At 71.0% G+C, this 23,330-nt stretch carries 25 protein-coding genes; 10 read left to right on the plus strand and 15 right to left on the minus strand.

What is annotated here, in order from left to right; genetic code table 11:
- Nucleotide 1: 1 nt before the first annotated feature.
- Nucleotides 2-1,273, plus strand: coding sequence for a threonine ammonia-lyase (gene ilvA / locus MWM45_RS04620; RefSeq protein ID WP_247829133.1), 1,272 nt, complete (start codon nt 2-4; stop codon nt 1,271-1,273).
- Between the two features lie 11 nt (nt 1,274-1,284).
- Nucleotides 1,285-1,884, plus strand: coding sequence for a rhomboid family intramembrane serine protease (locus tag MWM45_RS04625; RefSeq protein WP_247828441.1), 600 nt, complete (start codon nt 1,285-1,287; stop codon nt 1,882-1,884).
- A gap of 20 nt (nt 1,885-1,904) precedes the next feature.
- Here the strand turns inward: MWM45_RS04625 and greA are convergent, their stop codons facing one another.
- Nucleotides 1,905-2,399 carry a transcription elongation factor GreA gene (gene greA / locus MWM45_RS04630; protein ID WP_043444067.1) on the minus strand — a complete coding sequence of 165 codons (495 nt, stop codon included), beginning with the start codon at nt 2,397-2,399 and terminating at the stop codon, nt 1,905-1,907.
- A gap of 204 nt (nt 2,400-2,603) precedes the next feature.
- Nucleotides 2,604-3,038: a DUF4307 domain-containing protein gene (locus tag MWM45_RS04635; protein WP_247828442.1), complete on the minus strand. Its 435-nt coding sequence runs from the start codon at nt 3,036-3,038 to the stop codon at nt 2,604-2,606.
- An 80-nt stretch (nt 3,039-3,118) separates the two neighbouring features.
- Here MWM45_RS04635 and mca point away from each other — a divergent pair, with 80 nt between their 5' ends.
- Nucleotides 3,119-4,042, plus strand: a complete 924-nt coding sequence (gene mca / locus MWM45_RS04640) for a mycothiol conjugate amidase Mca (protein WP_247829134.1) — start codon at nt 3,119-3,121, stop codon at nt 4,040-4,042.
- Nucleotides 4,043-4,135: 93 nt separating this feature from the next.
- Nucleotides 4,136-4,540: a hypothetical protein gene (locus MWM45_RS04645; protein WP_247828443.1), complete on the plus strand. Its 405-nt coding sequence runs from the start codon at nt 4,136-4,138 to the stop codon at nt 4,538-4,540.
- Nucleotides 4,541-4,550: 10 nt separating this feature from the next.
- Here MWM45_RS04645 and trhA read toward each other — a convergent pair whose 3' ends face one another.
- Nucleotides 4,551-5,216 carry a PAQR family membrane homeostasis protein TrhA gene (trhA, locus tag MWM45_RS04650; RefSeq protein ID WP_247829135.1) on the minus strand — a complete coding sequence of 222 codons (666 nt, stop codon included), beginning with the start codon at nt 5,214-5,216 and terminating at the stop codon, nt 4,551-4,553.
- Between the two features lie 282 nt (nt 5,217-5,498).
- On the opposite strand from trhA, the gene MWM45_RS04655 reads away from it, so the two are divergent.
- Entirely contained in the window at nt 5,499-6,266 is a 768-nt protein-coding gene (locus tag MWM45_RS04655; RefSeq protein ID WP_043444061.1) for an isoprenyl transferase, read from the plus strand.
- Nucleotides 6,267-6,416: 150 nt separating this feature from the next.
- Nucleotides 6,417-7,748, plus strand: coding sequence for a PhoH family protein (locus MWM45_RS04660; protein WP_247828444.1), 1,332 nt, complete (start codon nt 6,417-6,419; stop codon nt 7,746-7,748).
- Nucleotide 7,749: 1 nt separating this feature from the next.
- Here MWM45_RS04660 and MWM45_RS04665 read toward each other — a convergent pair whose 3' ends face one another.
- Nucleotides 7,750-8,505, minus strand: a complete 756-nt coding sequence (locus MWM45_RS04665; protein ID WP_247828445.1) for a hypothetical protein — start codon at nt 8,503-8,505, stop codon at nt 7,750-7,752.
- A 58-nt stretch (nt 8,506-8,563) separates the two neighbouring features.
- On the opposite strand from MWM45_RS04665, the gene MWM45_RS04670 reads away from it, so the two are divergent.
- The gene (locus tag MWM45_RS04670; protein WP_247828446.1) at nt 8,564-9,070 is read left to right on the plus strand and encodes a prepilin peptidase; all 507 of its coding nucleotides are present in this window, start codon (nt 8,564-8,566) and stop codon (nt 9,068-9,070) included.
- A gap of 5 nt (nt 9,071-9,075) precedes the next feature.
- The gene (locus MWM45_RS04675) at nt 9,076-9,546 is read left to right on the plus strand and encodes an NUDIX hydrolase (RefSeq protein WP_247828447.1); all 471 of its coding nucleotides are present in this window, start codon (nt 9,076-9,078) and stop codon (nt 9,544-9,546) included.
- Between the two features lie 33 nt (nt 9,547-9,579).
- Here MWM45_RS04675 and MWM45_RS04680 read toward each other — a convergent pair whose 3' ends face one another.
- The 5 genes from MWM45_RS04680 to MWM45_RS04700 form a co-directional block, all read right to left on the minus strand.
- On the minus strand, nt 9,580-11,211 hold the full coding sequence (locus MWM45_RS04680) for an MDR family MFS transporter (protein ID WP_247828448.1): 1,632 nt from the start codon (nt 11,209-11,211) through the stop codon (nt 9,580-9,582).
- Entirely contained in the window at nt 11,208-11,882 is a 675-nt protein-coding gene (locus MWM45_RS04685) for a TetR/AcrR family transcriptional regulator (protein WP_247828449.1), read from the minus strand. Before MWM45_RS04685 ends, MWM45_RS04680 begins: the two co-directional genes overlap by 4 nt.
- Before the next feature lie 112 nt (nt 11,883-11,994).
- Nucleotides 11,995-13,461, minus strand: a complete 1,467-nt coding sequence (locus MWM45_RS04690) for a class II fumarate hydratase (protein ID WP_269076582.1) — start codon at nt 13,459-13,461, stop codon at nt 11,995-11,997.
- Nucleotides 13,462-13,491: 30 nt separating this feature from the next.
- On the minus strand, nt 13,492-14,106 hold the full coding sequence (locus MWM45_RS04695) for a carbonic anhydrase (protein ID WP_043444573.1): 615 nt from the start codon (nt 14,104-14,106) through the stop codon (nt 13,492-13,494).
- Nucleotides 14,107-14,132: 26 nt separating this feature from the next.
- Nucleotides 14,133-14,876 carry a DUF4245 domain-containing protein gene (locus tag MWM45_RS04700; protein ID WP_247828450.1) on the minus strand — a complete coding sequence of 248 codons (744 nt, stop codon included), beginning with the start codon at nt 14,874-14,876 and terminating at the stop codon, nt 14,133-14,135.
- Nucleotides 14,877-15,029: 153 nt separating this feature from the next.
- On the opposite strand from MWM45_RS04700, the gene glpX reads away from it, so the two are divergent.
- Nucleotides 15,030-16,082: a class II fructose-bisphosphatase gene (gene glpX / locus MWM45_RS04705; RefSeq protein WP_247828451.1), complete on the plus strand. Its 1,053-nt coding sequence runs from the start codon at nt 15,030-15,032 to the stop codon at nt 16,080-16,082.
- A 27-nt stretch (nt 16,083-16,109) separates the two neighbouring features.
- Here glpX and MWM45_RS04710 read toward each other — a convergent pair whose 3' ends face one another.
- Genes MWM45_RS04710 through MWM45_RS04730 form a run of 5 tightly spaced genes read right to left on the minus strand, consistent with a single transcriptional unit; the run spans nt 16,110 to nt 21,711 of the window.
- On the minus strand, nt 16,110-17,102 hold the full coding sequence (locus MWM45_RS04710; RefSeq protein WP_247828452.1) for a lipid II:glycine glycyltransferase FemX: 993 nt from the start codon (nt 17,100-17,102) through the stop codon (nt 16,110-16,112).
- Between the two features lie 4 nt (nt 17,103-17,106).
- On the minus strand, nt 17,107-18,378 hold the full coding sequence (gene manA / locus MWM45_RS04715; protein WP_247828453.1) for a mannose-6-phosphate isomerase, class I: 1,272 nt from the start codon (nt 18,376-18,378) through the stop codon (nt 17,107-17,109).
- A 47-nt stretch (nt 18,379-18,425) separates the two neighbouring features.
- Nucleotides 18,426-19,991, minus strand: a complete 1,566-nt coding sequence (locus MWM45_RS04720) for an LCP family glycopolymer transferase (protein ID WP_247828454.1) — start codon at nt 19,989-19,991, stop codon at nt 18,426-18,428.
- On the minus strand, nt 19,991-20,539 hold the full coding sequence (gene purE / locus MWM45_RS04725; RefSeq protein ID WP_247828455.1) for a 5-(carboxyamino)imidazole ribonucleotide mutase: 549 nt from the start codon (nt 20,537-20,539) through the stop codon (nt 19,991-19,993). The genes MWM45_RS04720 and purE overlap by 1 nt, the downstream gene beginning before the upstream one ends.
- On the minus strand, nt 20,536-21,711 hold the full coding sequence (locus tag MWM45_RS04730; RefSeq protein WP_247828456.1) for a 5-(carboxyamino)imidazole ribonucleotide synthase: 1,176 nt from the start codon (nt 21,709-21,711) through the stop codon (nt 20,536-20,538). Before MWM45_RS04730 ends, purE begins: the two co-directional genes overlap by 4 nt.
- A 292-nt stretch (nt 21,712-22,003) precedes the next feature.
- On the opposite strand from MWM45_RS04730, the gene MWM45_RS04735 reads away from it, so the two are divergent.
- Complete coding sequence (locus MWM45_RS04735) at nt 22,004-22,552, plus strand: GtrA family protein (protein WP_247828457.1); 549 nt, start codon at nt 22,004-22,006, stop codon at nt 22,550-22,552.
- Here MWM45_RS04735 and MWM45_RS04740 read toward each other — a convergent pair.
- The gene (locus MWM45_RS04740; protein ID WP_247828458.1) at nt 22,527-23,291 is read right to left on the minus strand and encodes a TIGR03089 family protein; all 765 of its coding nucleotides are present in this window, start codon (nt 23,289-23,291) and stop codon (nt 22,527-22,529) included. The two genes, MWM45_RS04735 and MWM45_RS04740, sit on opposite strands and share 26 nt — an antisense overlap.
- Between the last annotated feature and the right edge of the window lie 39 nt (nt 23,292-23,330).

The raw sequence follows: 23,330 nt of genomic DNA on the forward strand, positions 1-23,330 counted from the left end.
AATGACCACCGGCTTCGCCACCGACCCCGCCACCGACCTCGCCGTGACCCTCGCCGACGTCGAAGCGGCACACCGGACCCTCGACGGGGTCATCGCCCGCACCCCGATCGAGCAGTCGCGGGCCCTCGGCCGGCTCACCGGCTCCACCGTGTCCTTCAAGTGCGAGAACCTGCAGCGCGCGGGTTCCTTCAAGGTGCGCGGGGCCTACAACAGGATGGCGAAGCTGAGCGACGCCGAACGCGCCCGCGGCGTCGTCGCGGCCTCCGCCGGCAACCATGCGCAGGGCGTGGCGGTGGCGGCGGCGCGGCTGGGCATCTCGGCCCGCATCTACATGCCCCTCGGCGTCGCCCTGCCGAAGCTCGCCGCGACGCGCGGGCACGGAGCCGAGGTGGTGCTGCACGGCCACAACGTCGACGAGGCGCTCACCGAGGCCCGGAGGTACGCCGACGAGACCGGTGCCGTGTTCGTGCATCCGTTCGACGACGTGGACGTGGTGGCCGGACAGGGAACCGTCGGCCTCGAGATCCTCGAGCAGGTGCCCGACGTCGACACGATCCTCATCGGCGTGGGCGGCGGCGGGCTCCTCGCCGGGGTGGCCGTCGCGGTCAAGGCACGCGCGAAGGAGCTCGGGCGGGATATCCGCATCATCGGCGTGCAGGCGGAGAACGCCGCCGCCTATCCTCCCTCCCTCGCCGCGGACGCCCTCGTGCCCCTCACCAAGGTCTCGACCATGGCGGACGGCATCGCCGTCGGCCGGCCGGGCCAGCTGCCCTTCTCGATCATCCGGGAGCTCGTGGACGACGTCGTGACGGTGAGCGAGGACTCCCTCGCGCGGGCGCTCATCTTCCTGCTGGAACGCTCGAAGATGGTGGTCGAACCGGCCGGCGCCGTCGGTGTGGCGGCCCTCCTCGACGGCAAGCTGACGGAGGACGGCGCCGATCCGGGCAACACCGTGGTGGTGCTCTCCGGCGGCAACATCGACCCGATGCTCATGCTGAAGGTCATCCAGCGCGGCCTCGCCGCGGCGGGACGCTACCTCGTGGTGCGCATGCTCCTCGACGACCGTCCTGGCTCGCTCGCGACCATCTCGCGGATCATCGCGGAGTCGGACGCGAACGTGACGGGCGTCGACCACACGCGGGTGGGCGGGTCGATCAGCATGGGCGACGTCGCGATCACCATCAACATGGAGACCAAGGGCGACGAGCACTGCGAGCAGGTCCTCAGCAACCTGCGCGCCGAGGGCTTCCAGCCCGTGGTCGTGCAGGGGTGAGGTCCCGGGCCGTGCACCCCCTCGCCCGGCGGGCGCAGACCGGACTGATCACCGTCGTCGGCCTGGTCGCCGCGATGTGGGCGGTGTTCCTGCTCGACGCCGTGCTCGGGAACATGCTCGTGAGGACCCTCGGGATCGCCCCCCGCAGCGTGGACGGGCTCGACGGTGTGGTCTTCGCGCCCCTGCTGCACGGCGGGGTCCAGCACCTGGCCAGCAACACCCTGCCCCTGCTGGTCCTCGGGTTCCTCGCCTTCCTGGAGGGTGCGCGGCGGTTCGCCGCGGCGGTCGGCATCTGCTGGCTCGCCTCCGGCATCGGCACCTGGCTGTTCGGGGGCGGGCTCACCATCGGCGCCTCGGGCGTGGTGTTCGGCCTCTTCACCTACCTGATCACGCGCGGCTTCTACAACCGGGACTGGAAGCAGATCCTGCTCGCCGTCGTCCTGTTCGTCGCCTACGGGTCCATCCTGTGGGGCGTCCTGCCCACGGCCGGCACGAACATCTCCTGGCAGGCGCACCTCTTCGGGGCGCTCGGGGGGATCCTCGCCGCGTTCGTGCTCAAACGGAAGCGGCCCGCCCCCGGGAGGGCGGACCGCTTCGGGACCGGCGCGTAGCCGGCGGGTGGGCTGACGGGTCAGCCCACGTACGGGGTGGCCGAGATGATCTCGACGGTGATCTCCTTGCCGTTCGGTGCCACGTAGGTGACGGTGTCGCCGGCCTTCGTCCCCTGGATGGCGGCGCCCAGGGGCGACTTCTCGCTGTAGACGTCGATGTCCGTGTCACCGGCCACCTCACGGCTGCCCAGGAGGAAGTTCTCGACGTCGCCCGCGATCTTCGCGGACACCATCATGCCCGGCTCGACGACGCCGTCGTCCGCCGGCGACTCGCCGACATGTGCGTTCTCCAGCAGGTGCGTGAGCTGGCGGATCCGGGCCTCGGCCTTGCCCTGCTCCTCCTTGGCGGCGTGGTAGCCGCCGTTCTCCTTGAGGTCGCCCTCGGAGCGGGCCTGCTCGATGCGGGCGACGATCTCGGTGCGACCCGGACCGGACAGGTGGTCCAGTTCGGTCTTGAGCCGGTTGTAGGACTCCTGCGTGAGCCAGGCGGCGATGGGAACGCTGTTCGTGGACACGGGATAACTCCTTCAGTACGGCCGCCACCAGGACGGCGGGGCTCATGGTCACTCGACGGGCCGGCATTGCAGCCTTGTGTCACCGGCAAGCAAACACCCCGCCTCGTGGGACCGGGTGGCCGGTACGCCGGTGAAGCGGGGCGATACGTATCCCCTCATTCTAGAGGGGGGAGGGCCAGAACCCAAGCAGTCCGGCCGGCCGGCTCAGTCCTCCACGATCCAGCAGGCGTTGACACCGCCGGACACGCCGGGCGAATCGAGGCGGACATCGGTCCGGTGGGCCGTGGTGCCGCCGTCGTTGGCGCCCTCCTCGTCGCCGTTCGGGCCGATGGTCACGACCCTCCACCCGACCACCGCATAGTTCTCGCTCAGCACCTGCACGGCGCACTGCGCGGTCGCCGAGCGGTCCTTCGTCACCTCGAAATCGACGCTCGCCAGCTCGTCCGAGGCGAGGGAGAAGCCGACGTCCTTCGAGGAGACGGGAGGGCTGCCGGTGGTGAGGGCGACGGCGGCGATCGCCGCCACGGCGGCGAGGACCACTGCGACGACCAGCAACCGGACCCGGCCCATCGGCTTCCTCGGCTTGGGGGTGCCGTAGCGATTGGCTACTCTGGGTGTTGGCGTTTCGGCGGAGCTCACGCTCCCATTTTACCGTCCGTCGACGGCGGCCCCCTCCGGCCGCTCCCACCCGAACCTCCCCGACAAGCCAGGAGCGCGTGTTGCCACCCCAGGATCAGCCCGGCGAGTCCCGCGAGGGCCTCCGCCTCCTCGCCGTCCACGCCCACCCGGACGACGAGTCGAGCAAGGGTGCGGCCACCATGGCCGGCTACGTGGCGGCCGGAGCCGAGGTGATGGTCGCGACGTGCACCGGGGGTGAGCGCGGCGACATCCTGAACGCGGCGATGAACGAGGACCCACACGGCAGGCGCGACCTCCCGGGCCTCCGCCGGCTCGAGATGGCCCGCGCCGCCGCCGAGCTCGGCGTCCGGCACCGGTGGCTCGGCTTCGAGGACTCCGGGCTGCCCGAGGGCGACCCCCTGCCCGACCTGCCGGCGGGGTGCTTCGCCCTGCAGCCGCTCGAGCGGGCGGCCGCGCCGCTCGTGAAGCTCGTCCGCGAGTTCCGCCCCCACGTGATCATCAGCTACGACGAGAACGGCGGCTACCCGCACCCCGACCACATCATGGCCCACCGCGTGGCCGTCGAGGCGTTCGAGGCCGCAGCCGACCCCGGGCGCTACGCCGGGACGGGGGAGGCGTGGAGCGCATCGAAGCTCTACTACGACCGCGCGTTCAACCCGGAGCGCTTCCGCGCCCTGCACTTCGCCCTCGAGGAGGCCGGCCTGCAGTCACCGTATGCCGAGCGCATCGCACAGTGGCTCGAGTCGGACGCCGAGGGGCACCAGCCGCCCGCCCCCACCCACGCGACGACCACGCAGATCCACTGCGCGGACTTCTTCGGGCACCGTGAGCGGGCGCTCCTCGCGCATCGTACGCAGGTGGACCCCGACGGGTTCTTCTTCGCCGTGTCGATCGAGATGCAGCAGAAGGTGTGGCCGTGGGAGGACTACTCGCTCATCGCCTCGAGGGTGGACTCGGAGCTGCCCGAACACGACTTCTTCGCCGGGATCACCGCCGACGCCTAGGACCCCTCCCGGTCCATGGGCCAGTTCTATCCCGCGTAGAATTGCTCGCGGCGGTCACCGTGATCCGCTGCGAGCTTCGAAAGTGGTGCCTGCGTGTTCCTTGACCTCAGCCTGGCTGCAACGACGATGACGCCGTCGGGCGATCCGACGCTGAAACCGGGCCTGGACCCCGCGTCCGTGACGCCCGGCACCCTCGGATTCCTGGCGACGCTCTTCGTCGTCGTGCTGGTGATCCTCCTCATCCGCGACATGACCAAGCGCATCCGCCGCGTCCGCTACACCGCGGAGGTGGACCAGGCGCGCGCCCAGCGCGAGGCCGCCGCCGATCCGGACGGTACCGATCCGGACGGTACCGATCCGGACGGTACCGATCCGGACGGTACCGATCCGGACGGTGCTGCCGACGGCGTTGCCGATGTCCCCCGGCCCGGTGCGCCGGGCCCGGACGACGCCGGGCGGCCCATGCCCGGCGGCAAGCACGGTCCGGACAACCGCTAGGTCGCGACGGCTAGGCCGGGACGGGGTCCAGGACGGCCAGCATGATCGCGATGAAGTGCGCGGCGAAGGCCGCCACGGTGAAGGCGTGGAAGAGCTCGTGGAAGCCGAACACGCGCAGCGAGAAGTTGGGACGCTTGATCCCGTAGAACACGGCGCCCGCGATGTAGAGCGCGCCGCCCACGCAGATGAGGACGGCCGCGGCGACGTCGGCCCGGAAGAAGTCGGGCAGGTAGAACACCGAGGCGAGGCCCAGCGCCACGTAGATCGGGACGTACAGCCACCGCGGGGCATCGACCCAGAAGTTGCGGAACAGCACGCCGGCGATCGCGCCGCCCCAGATGATCCACAGCAGGGTCTCGGCCTTCCCGCGCTCCAGCAGTGCCCAGGCGAGCGGTGTGTAGGACCCGGCGATGACCAGCATGATGTTGGTGTGGTCGAGGCGTTTCAGCACCGCCTTCACCCGGGGGCTCCAGTTCCCGCGGTGGTAGACGGCGCTCACGCCGAAGAGCAGGACGCCGGTGAAGGCGTAGATGGCGGAGGTGATCCTCAGCGCCGGCGTGGGCGCGAGCGCCACGAGGACGATCCCGGCCGCGACCGCCAGCGGGGTCGCGACGGCATGGATCCAGCCCCGCCACAGCGGCTTGGCGGCCATGGCGTCCGCGAGGGGTCCCGCCATCGAACCGACCGTGTCCTCGAACGCCGCGACACGGCTGCCGGCGGAGTCCGAGGGGCGGGAGCGGGGGGCCTGGTCGCGCGGGGTCATAGCCCGGATTCTAGCCCACGGCGGCACCCGCGGACGGCGGCCGGCGACGCGTCCGCAACACCTCGACGGCGGCCATGCAGCCCTTTATAAGGCGACTGCCGGTACGGTAGAACGAGGTATGCGCACAGCGCCGGGTGGTCCGGTGCGACGGAGTTCCGGACCGCCGGAGCGTGGATCCAGGAGGTGTTGCCCGGCGTGACGTGGAAGTTCCCCGAAGTCGGCTACAGCGTCTACGAGCGCAGGCTGCAGCGCAACCTCGCGCCCGAGCGCATCCCCCACCACATCGGCGTCATGGTGGACGGGAACCGTCGGTGGGCGAAGCTCGCGGGCGCCCCGACGAGCCACGGCCACCAGGCCGGCGCGGACAAGATCCACGAGTTCCTCGGCTGGTGCGAGGAGCTCGGCGTGGATGTGGTCACGCTCTACATGCTCTCCACCGACAACATGGGCCGGCCCCAGGAGGAGATCGACCAGCTCCTCGACATCATCGCCAATACCCTGGACCGGCTGGGCGAAAGCAACCGGGTTCGGGTGCAGCCCGTCGGAGCCCTCGACCTGCTGCCGGAGGACCTCAGCGGCAAGCTCGTGGACCTCGCCGCCTCCACGGAGAAGATCGACGGGATCCACGTCAACGTCGCGGTCGGCTACGGGGGGCGCCGTGAGATCGTCGACGCCGTCAAGGAGCTCATGCGGGACGCCGCAGCCCGGGGGACGTCACTGGAGACGCTCGCCGAGGAGCTCACGGACGAGCACATCTCCTCCCGCCTCTACACGCGCGGCCAGCAGGACCCGGACCTCGTCATCCGCACCTCCGGCGAGCAGCGGCTCTCCGGCTTCCTCATGTGGCAGAGCGCGTACAGCGAGTTCTACTTCTGCGAGGCCCTCTGGCCCGATTTCCGCCGCGTGGACTTCCTGCGCGCCCTGCGCGACTTCGGCCGACGCCAGCGCCGTTTCGGTTCCTGAGGGTTAACCGTCCGTTCACCACGGACACGGCGGCTCCGGCGCGCGCCGTCCGGACGGGAGGCGTAGGGTCGAGCCATCGACCCGGGTCCGGATCCGTGCCCGCGTCAACCCTACGACGTCGGGGTGGGTCCACCCCGGAGCGGAGTCCACATGGCCACCAGCACCACCGCACCATCGCCTGCTGTATCGCCCCACCGTCGCAGCTACGTCGTCGACACCTCGGTCCTGCTGTCGGACCCCCGCGCCATCCTGCGGTTCGACGAGCACGAGGTGGTCCTGCCGGTCGTCGTGATCTCCGAACTCGAGGGCAAGCGGCACGATCCCGAGCTCGGGTACTTCGCGCGGAAGGCGCTCGGGCTGCTGGACGACCTGCGGGTGGCCCACGGCGGCCTCGACCGGGACGTCCCCCTCGGGGACGAGGGCGGTACGCTGCGCGTCGAGCTGAACCATGTCTCCCCGGACGTGCTCCCGGTCGGGTTCCGGAGCGGTGACAACGATGCGCGCATCCTGGCGGTCGCGAAGTCCCTCGCCGTCGGCGGGCGGGATGTCACGGTGGTCTCGAAGGACCTGCCGCTGCGCCTCAAGGCCTCCGCGATGGGCCTGAAGGCCGAGGAGTACCGCAGCGAGTTCGTCCGGGATTCCGGCTGGACGGGCGTGGTGGAACTCGACGCCACCGTCGAGGAGGTCGACACGCTCTACCGCCACGAGGCCGTGTTCACGCCGGCCGCGGCCGAGCAGCCGGTCAACACCGGCGTCATCCTGCTCTCGCCGCGCGGTTCCGCGCTGGGGCGGGTGGGGGCGGACAAGCACGTCCGCCTGGTGCGGGGCGACCGCGACGTCTTCGGGCTGCACGGCCGCTCCGCCGAGCAGCGCCTGGCCATCGACCTCCTGCTCGATCCCGAGGTGGGGATCGTCTCGCTCGGCGGACGCGCCGGCACCGGCAAGTCCGCCCTCGCCCTGTGCGCGGGGCTCGAGGCCGTGCTCGAACGCCGGGAGCACCGCAAGGTGGTGGTCTTCCGGCCGCTCTACGCCGTGGGCGGCCAGGAACTCGGCTACCTGCCCGGCGGCGAGAACGAGAAGATGAACCCCTGGGCGCAGGCGGTCTTCGACACCCTCGGTGCGATCGTGTCGCAGGAGGTCGTCGAGGAGGTCCTGGACCGCGGCATGCTGGAGGTCCTGCCGCTCACCCACATCCGTGGCCGGAGCCTGCACGACTCCTTCGTCATCGTCGACGAGGCGCAGTCCCTCGAGAAGAACGTGCTCCTGACGGTCATGAGCCGCATCGGGCAGAATTCCAGGATCGTCCTCACGCACGATGTCGCCCAGCGTGACAACCTGCGCGTGGGACGCCACGACGGCATCGCGGCCGTCGTCGAGATCCTCAAGGGGCACCCCCTGTTCGGGCATGTGACCCTCACGCGGTCCGAGCGCTCGCCCATCGCTGCCCTCGTGACGGACCTGCTGGAGGGCGCGGAGATCTAGGTCATTCCACGATCCACGGCACGTGCCGGCTCACGTCGCTCAGTTCGGGCGGTGCCGCCCGGAAGTAGTCGTCCGTCAGGTACTCGTCCACGCCGAGGATCTGCAGGTCGTGGCCGGCGCCGCCCGACGGGCCGTCGAGCGCCGTCGTCGACACGCAGACCGCCGTGCCGACGTCGATGAGCACGCGCGTCCGCCCGTCGCCGATGAGGGGGTGGCCCGGCGCGGTCGCGGTGTAGCCGGCGTTGGGGGTGAGCGTCGCCGCGAGCACCGGTCGGCCCGCGAACACCTCGTCGGCGAGATCCTCGATCTCCACCCGCTCGGCCCCCGGGTAGACCATCGCAACGGGTGCGTTCCCGGCGAGCTCCACGGGGTCCAGCATCGAGGACCAGCGCGGATCGCCGAAGACCGCCTCGCCGTACGCGGCTTCGGGCCGGCGCCGCACGAACCCGGCGTCGTCGTAGACGGGGGTCACGAGGCGCGGTGCGAGGAGCCAGGACTTCCGGGTGGCGCTCACGTACATGGCGTCGCGGGAGGTCTCGTTGCCGGTGGTCGAATGGAGGAGCGTGCCGTCCGCGGCCTCCACGCGCAGCGCCGCGGGCCGGCGCAGCCAGGCCGTGAGCGGAGGCGCGGTGTCGCGGCCCGACTCCGACGGCGCACGCCAGGTGATGGTGAAGCGCAGGGTCTCCCAGCGCCAGGGGGAGGAGCGGCAGAGCGAGCGGAACGTCTCCTCGGGGCTGGAACTGTGCTGGGCCGACATTTCCACAGTGTAACCGTGGATGCGCCGCCGGATCAGGGCCGTCGCGTAGGTTGGAGCCGTGATCCCCGTGCTCGCCGACTACCTGGGCAGGGAGCCCGTCGCCTTCGTGCTCCTCGCCGCCGCGCTCGCGGGGTTCGTCGTCGTCGGTGCACGGCTGAGCGTCATCGACTGGCGCACGCACCGGCTCCCGGACCGCATCGTCCTGCCGTCCTATCCCGCGGCGGTGCTGCTCCTGGGGGCGGCCGCCGGGGCGGCGGGGGACTGGCAGCGCCTCCCGGGGATGCTGGGCGGGGGAGCGATCCTGCTGGTGGCCTTCGCGACGCTGCACCTGCTCCATCCGCAGGGGCTGGGCTTCGGGGACGTCAAGCTCGCGGGACTCCTCGGCCTGTACCTGGGGTTCGCCGGGTGGGACGAGCTCTGGCGGGGTCCGGTACTCGCCGTCGTCCTCGGCGGAGGGTGGAGCCTGGCACTCCTCGCCGCCCGCAGGGTCACGCTGCGCTCCGCGGTGGCCTTCGGACCGTTCCTCGTCGCGGGAGCAGCGCTCGGCCTCGCTGGACTACCCTGAAACGCATGCCTACCCCGGACTTCGTCCTCGCCCTGCGCCGTTCGATCGGCCACGCGCCCCTCTGGCTCCCGGGCGTGGGCGGCGTGGTGTTCGACGACGCCGGGCGTGTGCTCCTCGGCCGGCGGGCCGACAATGGCGCATGGGCCATCATCACCGGCATGGTGGAACCCGGCGAGGAACCGGCGGTGGCCCTGCGCCGCGAGGTCGAGGAGGAGACCGGCGTGATCGTCGAGGTCGAGTGCCTGCTCGGGACGAACGTCGTGGGGCCGATCACCTTTCCCAACGGCGACGTGGTGACGTTCCTGAACCTCGACTTCCGGTGCCGCCGGGTCAGCGGCACCGCCCGGGTCAACGACGACGAGTCGACCGACGTCCGCTGGTTCACCCCGGACGCCCTGCCCGATCTCGACCCCCGGCACCTCGCCCTGGTGCAGGGGGCGGCCTCGTTCGACGGCGTGGCCCGCTTCCTCTCCTGACCCCCTGACGCGCGGGTCGGCCGCCCGCGCAGGTCAGGTGCCGGATCGCTCCGGCGACCCGGCGGCCGCCCGCTCGCGCTCCCGCTCGAGGCGGACGGCTTCCTCCCCGCCGATCGCCTCACCCCGTGCCACCATGCCCGACGTCGTCGAGAGCGGGATCTCGCGCAGCAGGAGGGCGAGGACGAGGGCGATCGCCAGGAACGGCACGAGGTAGAGGAACACGGGAGCCAGCGACTCGGCGTAGTCGCCCACGACGGCGTCGCGCACCTGGTCCGGCAGGGCGTTCAGCGCGGCGGGATCGAGCGTGGACGTCGCCTGGCCGGCGGCCTCGGGGCTCGCACCGAACGAGGCGAAGGTCCCGTTGAGGCGCTCCGAGAGGCGGCTCGTGAAGATGGCGCCGAAGACGGCGACACCGAGCGACGCACCGACCTCGCGGAAGTAGTTGTTGGTGCTCGTGGCCACGCCCACCATGGTCGGGGCCACCGCGTTCTGCACCACGAGGACGATCACCTGCATGATCAGGCCGAGCCCCGCGCCGAAGAAGAACAGCATGGTGCAGATGACCCAGATCGGTGTGGTCGCCGTGAGCGTCGACATCCAGATCAGGGTCAGGAGGGTGATCGAGACGCCGGCGATCGGGTATTTGCGGTACCGGCCGGAGCGGGAGATCGCGATACCGGACCAGATCGACGTGCCCATGAGGCCCACGATCATCGGGACGAGGAGCAGTCCGGACACGGCGGCGGACGTCCCGGAGGCCATCTGCAGGAAGGTCGGCATGAAGGCGAGGGCCGCGAACATGCCGAGGCCGAGCGTCAGGCCGATGCCGGTGCTGGTGACGAACGTGCGGTTGCGGAAGAGGTGCAGGGGGATGATCGGGTCCTCTGCGCGGCGTTCCACGAGGATGAACGCAACCGTGGCCAGGACCATGCCGGCGCCGAAGGCCCAGGTGAGCGGCGAGGTCCAGCCCTCCGCCGCGTCCCCGCCGAAATCGGTGAAGAAGATCAGGCACGTCGTGGCGATGGACAGCAGGACGACGCCGGCGATGTCGATGCGCTTCGTGGCCTTTTTGGACGGCAGCCGCAGCGTGAACCAGGCGATGGCGAAGGCGGCGATCCCGATGGGGATGTTGATGTAGAACGCCCAGTTCCAGGTGAGGTGGTCCACGAAGTAGCCGCCGAGCAGGGGGCCGGCGACGGCACTGAGACCGAAGATGCCGCCGAGGGGGCCCATGTACTTGCCGCGCTCGTTGGCCGGGACGATGTCGGCGATGATCGCCTGCGAGAGGATCATCAGCCCGCCGCCGCCGAGGCCCTGGACGGCCCGGAAGATCACGAACACCCAGAAGTCCGTGGCGAAGGCGCAGCCGATCGACGCGACCGTGAAGAGCGCGATGGCGAAGAGGAAGAGGTTGCGGCGCCCGAGGACGTCGCCGAACTTGCCGTAGATGGGCATCACGATCGTGGTGGCGAGGAGGTACGCCGTCGTGATCCACACCTGGTGCTCCACGCCGCCGAGCTGGCCCACGATCGTGGGCATGGCGGTGGAGACGATGGTCTGGTCGAGGCTCGAGAGCAGCATCCCGGCGATGAGCGCCGAGAAGATGATCCAGATGCGTTTCTGGGTGAGGAGGAGCGGGCCGTCCTGCGCCGTCGGTGTACTCATGTCGTGTCCTGGTTCTGGTTCCGGGTCTGGGTCTGGGTCTGGGGGGCGGGAGGGGAGGGGAAGAGGTAGCGCAGGGCGTCGATGTTCCGCCGCAGGACCTCCAGGTAGGACAGGGTGTTGCCCTCCGCGAAGTACTCGTCGAAGGACCGGCGGGCGAGCCCGCCCAGCACGAGAGTGGCGATGCGCGCTTCCGGGGAGTCCGCCGGGAGTCCCTCGCGGTCGACGATGAGTTCGGTCAGGAGCTGGGACTTCGACTCGGCCCGGGCAGCCATCTTCGCCAGGAGGTGCGGTTCGCGGTGCAGGACGGCGGACATCGTCGCGTACTCCTCCCGCGAGATCGGCATCCTGCTCCCGAACTCGGCGAACAGGTCGGTGAGCGCGTCGAGGAGCGGCAGGGGCGGAGTGCTCCGGCCGGAGGCGACGAAGGCGTCGAGGATCGCCGGCGGGAGGCCCTCGTCGGGGTGCCCGAGGACGGCATCCTCCTTCGACGGGAAGTAGTTGAAGAACGTGCGGCGGGAGATGCCCACCTCGTCGCACAGCTGCTCGACGGTGAAGCCGGCGAGGCCGTGCTCGAGGGTGAGCTGCCGGGCCACCGCCACGACGGAGGCCCTCGTCCTGCGGCGCTTGCGCTCCCGGAGTCCGGGGGCCCCGCCTGTTGCACTTTCGTCCATGAAGTACATATTTGCACTACTGATACCTCAGTGCAAAATATTGCGGCCCGGACACGGAGGAGGGGCGCACCCACCGGATGCGCCCCTCCCTGGGTCGGGGTCCCGCGGCGGGTCAGGCCTGCGGGGGCCGCGTCATCGAGAGCACGTCCAGCGCCGAATCCAGCTGCTCCTCGGTCAGCTCGCCGCGCTCCACGAACCCGAGGGCGACGACGGCCTCGCGCACCGTGAGGCCCTCGGCGACGGCCTTCTTGGCGATCTTCGCCGCGTTCTCGTACCCGATGTGCTTGTTGAGGGGCGTCACGATCGAGGGGGAGGCCTCGGCCAGGAAGCGCGCACGCTCCACGTTCGCGGTGATGCCGTCGATCATGCGGTCCGCGGACACGCGCGTCGAGTTGCTCAGCAGGCGGATGGACTCCAGGACGTTCCGGGCGATCACGGGGATGCCGACGTTGAGCTCGAACGCCCCGTTCGTGCCGGACCAGGCCACGGTGGCGTCGTTGCCCACCACCTGGGCGCAGACCATGATGACGGCCTCAGCGATCACCGGGTTCACCTTGCCGGGCATGATCGACGAGCCGGGCTGCAGGTCGGGGAGGGCGATCTCGCCGAGGCCGGTGTTCGGGCCGGAGCCGAGCCAGCGCAGGTCGTTGTGGATCTTCGTGAGCGACACCGCGATGGTGCGCAGCATGCCGGAGACCTCGACGAGGGAATCGCGGTTGGCCTGCGCCTCGAAGTGGTCCCGCGCCTCGGTGAGGGGGAGGCCGGTGTCCCGGGCGAGCAGTTCGATGACGCGCGCCGAGAACCCGGCCGGGGTGTTGATGCCGGTGCCCACGGCGGTGCCGCCCAGCGGCACCTCGGCCACCCGGGGCAGCGAGGCCTCGATGCGCTCGATACCGTAGCGCACCTGGGCCGCGTAGCCGCCGAACTCCTGCCCCAGCGTGACCGGGGTGGCGTCCATGAGGTGCGTGCGCCCCGACTTGACGACGGTCCTGAACTCCTCGGCCTTGCGCTCGAGGGCCTCGGCGAGGTGCGCCAGCGCCGGGATGAGGTCCTTGACGAGTGCGGACGTCGCGGCGACGTGCACGGACGTGGGGAAGACGTCGTTCGAGGACTGCGACGCGTTGACATGGTCGTTCGGGTGCACCGAGGTGGAGCTCCCCGCGGCTTCGAGCGCGCGGCTCGCGAGGGTCGCGATGACCTCGTTGGCGTTCATGTTCGAGGACGTCCCCGAGCCCGTCTGGTAGATGTCCACGGGGAAGTCGCCGTCGTACCGGCCCGACGCCACGTCCTCGGCCGCCGCCTCGATGGCCCGCGCGCGCTCCTCGTCGAGCACGCCGAGTTCGGCGTTGGCCGTCGCGGCGGCCTTCTTGATGCGGGCGAGCGCCTCGATGTGCGCGCGCTCGAGGGTGGTGCCGGAGATCGGGAAGTTCTCGACGGCCCGCTGCGTCTGCGCCCGGTACAGGGCGTTCACCGGAACGCGCACCTCGCCCATGGTGTCGTGTTCGATGCGGTATTCGGTACTCTCCGCGCCGGGCGTGGTGCCCGTCGTCGGGGTGGATTCAGGGCCGGCTGCAGGCATTGGAGTCATGCCGCAATTCTTGCCGCTGCTCTACAGTGCGCCAAATCCTGACACCAGCGCGGCGTTGCCGTCGTCCAGGCGGTAGGAGACGCCGATGACGGCGACCTTCCCGTCCTCGACGGCGTCGGAGATGACGCGGGAGCTGTCGACCAGCCGCTGGGCGGTCTGCTTCGTGTGCTCGATGACCGTCGTGTTGACGTCGGTGACGCCCGCCCGCCGCGCGGTCAGGACGGACGGTGTGATCCGCTCGACGAGGTCGCGGAGGAAGCCCGTGGGCATGTCTCCGGTCTCGACCGCGTTCATGGTCGCCGTGACGGCGCCGCAGCTGTCATGGCCGAGGATCACGATCAGGGGGACGCCGAGCACGCTCACGCTGTACTCGAGGGAGCCGAGGACGGCGTCGTCGATCACCTGCCCGGCGGTGCGGACCACGAAGACGTCGCCGAGGCCGAGGTCGAAGATGATCTCCGCGGCCAGCCGCGAGTCCGAGCAGCCGAAGATGACGGCGAACGGGTGCTGGTCGTTCACGAGTGCGGTGCGGCGGGAGGCGTCCTGGTTGGGGTGCGAGACGTCGGAGGCCACGAAGCGCGCGTTGCCCTCCTGCAGTCGCTGCCAGGCGGCGGCGGGAGTCAGTTGCTGGGTCACGCCGCCCACTGTACTGTCTTCGCCCGTCACGAGCCGTCCGTGTCCGAAGATGACAGGCGCTCGGCCTCGTCGGCGGCGTTCTGCCGCACGTCCTCGACGACGGCCTCACCCACGGTGTCGAACTCGGTGAGGGAGGCCTCCCCGTTGAGGATCACCGTGGCGCCGTCGACCTCCGACGTCAGCACGGTGTCCCCGTTCTGCGCGTCGAGGAGCTCCCAGTCGAGCCCGCCGATGGTCCGCGTCCCGGAGACCTGCGCGTCGCCGACGCGCTGCGCGGTCCAGGTGGGGTTCGCGTCGTCGGTCTGGGTGAGCTGGATGAACCCGGTGTCCGCGGTGAGGAACCCGACCTCCCAGTAGTCGACCGCGTCGCTGCGGCCGCTGACCCAGCGTGCGTAGTTGGAGGTCCAGCCCTCGGGGAGGGCCGGGGATGCCGGGAGATAGCCGGCGTCACCCGCCGCCTGGCGTGCGACGGTCTCGACGTCGATGTCACGCTGGTACGTCTCCGCGGTATAGCTCGGATTCAGGAAGTAGACGGGGAGGACGACGGCGATGGTCGCGCCGGTGGCGATCAGCATGCCGCGGGCCGTCGAGCTGGCGCGCTTGGCCTGGTTCGGGGTGAGCGTGATGGGCGGGGCGTCCGCTTCCGCCGCGCGTCGGGCGTCGTCCGGTCGCCGTGCCTGCTGCACGGCCGGGTGCACAGCCGGGACCTGCCCGTCCCCGGATGCAGGTCGTGTCCCGGGGGTCGTCCGCTCGTCGCCTTGATCGCTCACCCCTCCATTTTCGCTGATGGCGGCCACGGCGCCTAACGGAGGGGCGTCCGGGGCGCCGCACGGATGCGCCGCCGGCGGGCACGGCGCCGTCGACGCGCCTATGATGACAGCACCGGACAGGTGCGCCCGCGTACTGCCCGATGACCTTCGACGATGAGGATAGACGTGTCCCAGAACGCTACGAATGCCCAGTACTCGACACTGTCACCGGCCCTGGCCGTCGGGGACAAGGAACCGGACCGGAACCTCGCCCTCGAACTCGTCCGCGTCACGGAGGCCGCGGCCATCGCCGGCGGCCACTGGGTGGGCTTCGGCGACAAGAACCTCGCCGACGGCGCCGCGGTGGACGCCATGCGCTCGCTCCTGCAGACCGTGCACTTCAACGGCATCGTGGTGATCGGGGAGGGAGAGAAGGACGAGGCCCCCATGCTGTTCAACGGCGAACGCGTGGGCGACGGCAGCGGACCGGAGTGCGACGTCGCCGTCGACCCGATCGACGGCACCCGCCTGACGGCGCTGGGCATCAACAACGCGCTCGCCGTCCTCGCGGTCGCGGAGCGGGGCTCGATGTTCGACCCCTCGGCCGTCTTCTACATGGAGAAGCTCGTGACCGGACCGGAGGCCGCCGACATGGTGGACCTGCGCCTGCCGGTCAAGCAGAACCTGCATCTCATCGCGAAGGCCACCAACAAGAAGGTCAGCCAGCTCAACGTCATGATCCTGGACCGCGACCGGCACAAGCCGCTCGTGGAGGAGATCCGCGCCGCCGGTGCGCGCACCAAGTTCATCATGGACGGCGATGTCGCCGGGGCCATCGCCGCGGCCCGCGAGGGCACGGACGTCGACGCCCTCATGGGCATCGGCGGGACTCCCGAGGGGATCGTGGCGGCCTGCGCCATCAAGTCCCTCGGCGGCGTCATCCAGGGCCGGCTCTGGCCCACGAGCGACGAGGAGAAGCAGAAGGCGCTCGATGCCGGGCACGACCTCGACCGCGTCCTGTCGACCAACGACCTCGTCACGAGCGACAACTGCTACTTCGCCGCCACGGGCATCACCGACGGCGACCTCCTGCGCGGCGTGCGGTACAGCAAGGACAAGGTCCTCACGCAGTCGATCGTCATGCGCTCGAAGTCCGGCACCATCCGCGTGGTCGACGGCGAGCACCAGGCCCACAAGTGGGAGACCTACGCGCGCGTCCGCGACTAGCGGGCCGCCCCCGCACGGGCGTCCGGATCAGCGGTGGAGCGTGCCGCGCAGCCGGTCCGGCAGTGTCCGGGCCATCCGGATGCCCCGGCGGGTGGCCTGCAGCCCGGTGCGGGCCGCCCGGTATCCGCGGTAGCGCAGCTTCCTCACCGGCAGGTCCCAGGTCCCGGGGTAGGCGACCTCGCGGCCGCCGAAGGATTTCTTGAACGCCGTGAAACCGGCCCACGTGTGGTCCGGCTGGTCCGCGGGGGCGATGCCCCAGAGGTCCACCTGCTTCAGGCCCCTGTCCCGGGCATCGGCCATGAGGGTGACCAGCAGGGGGATCCCGGCGCTGAGTTTCCGGTGGGCGTCGTCCAGCGCGGCGTGGGCGTAGGTCCGCGTGTCCGCCGAGTCGTAGGCGAGGGCGGCCGCGATCGGCGCGCCGTCGAGTTCCGCGATGAAGAGGGTCGCAGCACCGGCGGGCATGAGGGACCGGGCCACCTGGGTCAGGTAGCCGTCGCTCTGCGGTGTGAAGCCGTTGCGTGCCGCCGTCAGGTGCAGGAACGTCAGCAGCACCGGGATCTCCGCCGGGTCCTGGCTGGACCGGAACGTCACGCCCTTCTTGTGGATGTTCCGGTACAGGTTGCGGTTCACCGGCTTCATGTCCGCGAGGACGGCCTTGAAGTCCCGGTCCAGATCCACCAGCCAGGTGAGCTCCGGCTGCTGGTTGGCCGGCGCCGGCCGGAGGCCGCGCGCACGCAGGACCCGCGCGGCGTCGTCCGCCGGGAAGCCGGCATCCACCGGCTCGATCCGGACGAACACGGCACCGCAGCTGCGGGCCAGGTCCGTCAGCGCGGCCAGGGCGGCGTCGAACGCGACCAGGGAGGTGGCGATCGGACCGTAGGGGGCGTAGAGCAGTGTGCCGGCGGGGTTGCTCTCCTCGACGGCCAGGAAGCGCCAGCCGGGGCCCGAGCGCTCATGGACGGTGCGTCCGAGGTCGCGCTGGAGGGCGCCCCACGGCGGGCTCTGCAGGAAATGGTCCACGGTCTCAGCGCCCCGGGGCGGTGGTGACGGCGAAGGCCAGGGCGGTGCCGGTGGCGCCGGACACCACGTGCGCGTTGACGGGAGCATCCACGGCGGGGAGGAAGGCGCTGTCGCCGCGTTCCAGCAGCAGCTCCCCCTTCGGCGAGTCGAGCAGCACGGAGCCGGACACCACGAGGATGACGGCGGGGCCCTCCTGCGCCAGCGGGACGGGTGCGGCGCCGGGCTCGAGCGCGACGCGCTGGAGCTGGAACTCCCGGAACGGCGGCCGGAAGACCTCCTGTCCCAGCAGGGTGGTCTCAGGTTCGATCATCGGCACCCCGACGGCCTCGAAGGAGACCGTGCGGAGCAGCTCCGGCACGTCGACGAACTTCGGCGTGAGCCCGCCGCGCAGGACGTTGTCCGAGGAGGCCATGACTTCGATGCCGAGTCCGCGCAGATACGCGTGGACGTTGCCCGCCGGGAGGTAGGCGGCCTCTCCGGGTGCCAGCGAGACGCGGTTGAGCAGCAGCGAGATCAATACACCCGGATCGCCGGGGTACTGGGCATCGAGCATCGTGACCGTGGAGAGCTCCGCCTCGTACGGCGCGGTCGCGGCGCCGGAGGCGAGGGCGGCCACGATGGCGGCCGTCGCTTCCGTGACGTCCGTGCCGCCCGCGATCAGTCGTTCGAACGCGGACCGCAGGGCGGTGCGCTCCTCCGGCTGGGCCAGGTCCTCGAGCAGCAGCGGGAGAAGGGGAGGGAGGTCGAGGCCTGCGCGGTCGAAGTGTTCCGCCAGCAGGTGGAGGACGGCACGCGCCTGCTCCGGGCGCCGGAAGCCGCACAGCACCTCGAACGGCGTCAGTGCGAGGAGCATCTCCGGCTTGTGGTTGTCGTCCTTGTAGTTGCGCCCTGCCGCGGCGCGGTCCATCCCGGCGGCCTCCTCGCGGGCGAAGCCCTCCCGGGCCTGGTCGAGGGTCGGATGCACCTGGAGCGAGAGCGGGCTGTCGGCGGCGAGGACCTTGAGCAGGAAGGGGAGCCGTCCGAATTCGGCTGCGACCCCGGCGCCCAGATGGTGCTCCGGGTCGTCCGCGATCATCGTGTCCAGGGCGCGGCCACCCGCACCGTCCGCGGCGTCGGCCGGTCCTGCCGGGCCGCGCGCCACCGAGGGTGAGTCCGGGTGCGCGCCGATCCACAGCTCCGCCTCGGGACCGCCCGACCGTTCCCTGCCCAGCAGGTCGGCGATCGCGTGGTCCGATCCCCAGGCGTAGGGGCGGAGGGTGTTGTCGAGGAGATACATCGTCAGGTCCTTGGGATGGTCGGGAGGTTGTCGGCGGCGGGAGCAGGTCAGGCGGGGGAGCACTCCCCGTTGTCGGCGAGCAGCTCGCTGAGCGTCACGTCGTCGCCGATTGTCGCGAGTTCCTGCAGGTACTCCTCGGTGATCCAGTCGTCGGTGGTCTGGGCCGGCACCCGGGCGAGAAGCCCCGCGCGCTCGAGCGGCAGGACTCCGCCCGCGGCGGGGTCGCCGTCCGCGAGCATCTCCTGCACCCGGGCATGGACGAGGTCGAAGTCGGGGTAGGTGACGAAGTTCTCCGCGGGCGTCCCGAAGTCCGGCGGGCCGATGGTCAGGCGGCGGGTCTCCTGGCCCTGGGCCTTCAGCCCGAGATCCACGAAGCCGGCCAGCTGGTCCTGCGGGATGTCCGTCTCGACGATCTGCGTGCCGGCTGCGGCGATCGACTGGAACCGCGTCAGGAGGGTGGCCGGGTCCAGCTGCGCGATCATGGCCTGCTGGACGCACTGCTGGCGGGCGATGCGGTCGTAGTCCGTGACGAACTCGCGGCTCCTGGCGTACCAGAGGGCGTGGTAGCCGTCGAGGGTCTGCACGCCCGGCTTGATCCAGCCGTCCGGCGGGTAGTGGCGGATGGGATTGGTCCCGGGGATCTCGGCGGCGGTGATGGGGACCCACCCGCCCGCGTCGATCCGGATGCCGCCCATGGCGTCGACCAGCTGCTCGAAGCCGTTCATGTCGACGAGGACGTAGGACTGCACCTCGATCCCGAGGACACCGCTCGCGGCGTCCATCATCGCCTCGGCGCCCGGGTCCTGATCGTCGGGGTACAGGTCCGGGTAGTTCTGCGTCACGTCCGTGTACAGGCTGTTGATGATGCACGGGTCGCCGCAGTTGTAGCCGTCGGGGTAGACCTCCCAGAGGGGGGAGTCCTCGGAGAACGGGGCGTTCTGGAAGTTGCGCGGGATGCTGAACGTGACGGTGGCGCCCGTCTCCGCGTCGACGCTGATCACCGAGATGCTGTCCGGCCTGCGACCGGTGCGATCCTCGCCGGCGTCGCCGCCCATGAGGAGGAAGTTGTAGCGGCCGTCCACGGGGTCGAAGGCGGGGCCGGACTGGAAGATGGAGCCGACCGTCGACCGGCCCACGCCGAGGACGTAGGCGCCGTAGGCGAGGGATCCGCTGGTGAGCACCATGAGCACCGCGAGCGCCCCGGCCACGAGGGGGCGCACGCCGCGGTCGAGCAGGGGCAGGCGGATGAGGCGCAGGGTGTTCAGGAAGAGCAGCGCCCACCCGACGGCGATCCCGAGCATCACCGCGATCAGCAGCAGGGACCACCAGCGGTGCGTGACGATGCCGACGATGAGGCTCCGGTCCGTGACGGCGAGGACGAGCCCGAGGAGCAGGAGCCCCCAGCAGGCGAACGTGGTGCGCAGCGCCCTGCGCCCGAGGCGCCGGTCCCCGGCGACGGTCTGCGCGGAGCCCGGGAGGACGAGCGTCAGGGCGAGGAGGACGACGGCGCGCTTGGTGCGGACCGCGGGCGGAGCGGTCTCCGGGTACCGCACGGGATCGGTGAAGGTGCCGGGGCCGCGCGCCCCGTGGCCGTCGATGCGGGAGGCCGTCATCACGCGTCGTCCGCCGTGGACTCCGCGATGCGGGAGCGGAGTGCGCGGCCCTTCTCCTCCGCGGTCCGCTGGAGCGCCCCCGCGAACTCGGTGAGCTGCCGGCGCAGGGTGGCCGCCTGCTCGTCCGTGCCGGAGGCGAGCATCCTGACGGCGAGCAGTCCTGCGTTGCGGGCGCCGCCGATGGACACGGTCGCCACCGGGACCCCCGCGGGCATCTGCACGATCGACAGGAGCGAGTCCATGCCGTCGAGGTAGCGCAGCGGGACCGGTACGCCGATCACGGGCAGCGGCGTCACGGAGGCGAGCATGCCCGGAAGGTGGGCGGCGCCGCCTGCCCCGGCGATGATGACCCGGAGTCCGCGCTCGTGGGCGCTCCTGCCGTACTCGATCATCGCGTGGGGCATGCGGTGCGCGGAGACGACGTCGGCCTCGTAGGGGATGGAGAACTCGGCCAGTGCAGCCGCTGCGGCTTCCATGACGGGCCAATCGGAGTCCGAGCCCATCACGAGGCCTACCTGGGCGTTCGTCACTGCATTCCCTTCGGTCATTCCTGAGTGGTGGAGGGTGTCTCTGCGCCGTCGCGGAGTGTCGCGGCTACCCTCGTGGCCCTCGCGCGGACGTCGGCCAGCGGTTCCCCGGGGGCCGCCAGCGCGTTCACGTGGCCGATCTTCCGGCCGGGACGCACGTCCTTGCCGTAGAAGTGCACTTTAGCCGACGGTCCTGAGGACAGCGCCGACGGGTACGCCGCGTAGATGTCCGTGTTCGCCCCGCCGAGGATGTTCTTCATGACGGCGTGCTGCGCCAGCGGGGCGGTCGATCCCAGGGGGAGGTCGAGGACGGCGCGCAGGTGCTGTTCGAACTGGCCGGTCACGGCGCCGTCCATGGTCCAGTGGCCCGAGTTGTGCGGCCGCATGGCGAGTTCGTTGATGAGGTAGCCCGCCCCCGACCCCGGGGTCTCGAAGAGCTCGACCGCCATGACGCCGGTGACGTCGAGGCGCTCGGCGAGATGCAGTGCGGCCGCGGTGACGGCACGGGCGACGTCGGCGGTCAGGGCCGGGGCGGGGGCGATCACCTCGTTGCACACGCTGTCCACCTGGATCGACTCGACCACCGGCCACGCCACGGCGTCGCCGGACGGCCGCCGGGCCACGAGGACCGACAGTTCGCGGCTGAACGGGACGAACTGCTCGACGAGCAGCTCACCGCCGGTGAACCAGTCGCGGGCCGCCTCGAGCGCCTCGGCATCGCGGAGCACGAGGACCCCCTTGCCGTCGTAGCCGCCGCGGGGTGTCTTGAGGACCACCGGCCAGCCGGTCGACGCCGCGAAGGACTCGACGCCGGCGGCGTCCGTCACGGCCCGCCACGACGGGTTGGGCAACCCGAGGCCGTCCACGGCGCGCCGCATCACGAGTTTGTCCTGGGCGTGGCGGAGCGCCGCGGGCGAGGGGTGGAGGGCCACGCCGTCGTCCGCCAGTCCGGCGAGGAGCTCACCGGGGACGTGCTCGTGGTCGAAGGTGACGACGTCGACCCCCTCGGCGAACGCTCGCAGCGTCTCGCGGTCGCGGTAGTCGCCCACCCGGGACCAGGCGACGGCGGCCACCGCGGACACGTCGGGGCCCTCTGCGAGGACGCGGAGTTCGATGCCGAGTTCGACGGCGGGGCCGGCCATCATGCGGGCGAGCTGGCCGCCGCCGATGACGCCTATCACGGGAAAAGTCACCACTACAGGGTAACCACGGGGCAGCCGGACCCGGCCATCCGGCGGACAGGAGCGGGGCGGTCGACGGGCGTTTCACAGGACACTGCCAGGCTTCCACCGGGTGTTTCCGGGGCCCCTGGCGACAGCCGGCCCCGGGGAGGCCGTAAAATGGTCCGAAACGCGCCATGCAAAGGTCGGCCTGGGTTGCCCGCTCTGCTGGCCCCGTCGCGGTTTGTCCTGCAGGTCCGCCGGGAGCATGCCCTGCGGTGCCGGCGTTCGTATCGGACCACGGAGGTTGACAGTGGCAGGACTCATGGACCGGATCAGGGGCCTCGCCTCCCTTTTCTGGCGCGAGGTGGCGAAGTTCGGGGCGGTCGGCGGTGTGGCCTTCGTCATCGACAACGGCCTCTACTGGTACCTGATCCACGGCCCCATGAGCGGCAGCGAGGTCAAGGCGCGCTTCGTCTCGGCCGGCGTGGCCACGATGTTCGCCTGGGTCGCCAACCGCTACTGGACCTTCCGCCGCCGCCGCCAGCCCAACCCGGCCCGCGAACTGGTGATGTTCGTCTTCATCAACGTGATCGGCATGGGTATCGCCGCCGGCTGCGTCGCCGTCGCGAAATACGGCTTCGCGGTCACGGATCCGAGCGTCCTGTTCATCGTCGGGGTCTTCGGCACCGTGCTCGCGACCTTCGTCCGCTTCGTCGCCTACCGGTTCTGGGTGTTCAACGTGGAACTCGACGAGGACCCGGCGTTCAGCCACGACCAGGAGCTCGTCCACCCGGAGGGCGGGCAGGCGGGCACGGGATCCCGTGCCGCGCCCGCGGTCGAGAAGGTCAGGCAGTCCCCAGCCGGTCAGTGACCTTCTCGCCTTCCAGCATCCGATCGGTGACCGGTACGCCCTCCTCCACGAGGACGAGCGCCCCGTCCCGCTCCCATACGGCGAACGCGGCAGCCAGGGCCCGCAGCAGGTCCACGCCGGATTCCAGCAGCAGTGTGGGGGAGTCGGCGGCGGAGGCCACGCCGGGCTCGTGCCCGGGCGGCACCGCCACGAGGCCTGCGAGGTCCGCCGCGGTCAGTGTCCGCCCCTGGGTGCGGACCAGGGGAGCGGACCTCGCCGCACCGGGACCGTCCATGGCGTCGAGGAACACGTCACCGTGGGACCGCACCTCGGCGGCGAAGTCCACCGCTCCCCGCGGCAGCGGCCCGTCCCACCGGAGCGCCAGCGAGCCGAGGGCCACGCAGGCCATCAGGCGGGGCGGGGCCACCTCCAGGCCTGCCCGCGAGGAGAGCACGATGTCGGCGTCGGCGAAGGTCGCAGGCTCGCTGTCGGCGTCGGCCGGCACGACGACGGCGCCCACCTGCCAGCAGGCGAAGACGAGGGCGAGGGTCTTCCAGTGGACCGGCAGGTCGACGGCGACGGTCGTCCCGCCGGTGGCGTCGAGTTCATCGACGAGCAGGTTCGAGCTCTTGGCGACCCAGTTGTCGAAGACGCGCCCCGACAGCTCGATCCGGCCTTCCCGCCCGTGCCAGACGAGGCGGGGGGACGTGGGACTGACGGACCGCATCCTTGTCAGGAGCTGCGCGGGTGTCTGTGGCATGATGGGGCCTCTTCCGGCTCGATGGTCGGTGTGTGCCGA

This window comes from Arthrobacter antioxidans (assembly GCF_023100725.1).
Lineage (GTDB): Bacteria > Actinomycetota > Actinomycetes > Actinomycetales > Micrococcaceae > Arthrobacter_D > Arthrobacter_D antioxidans.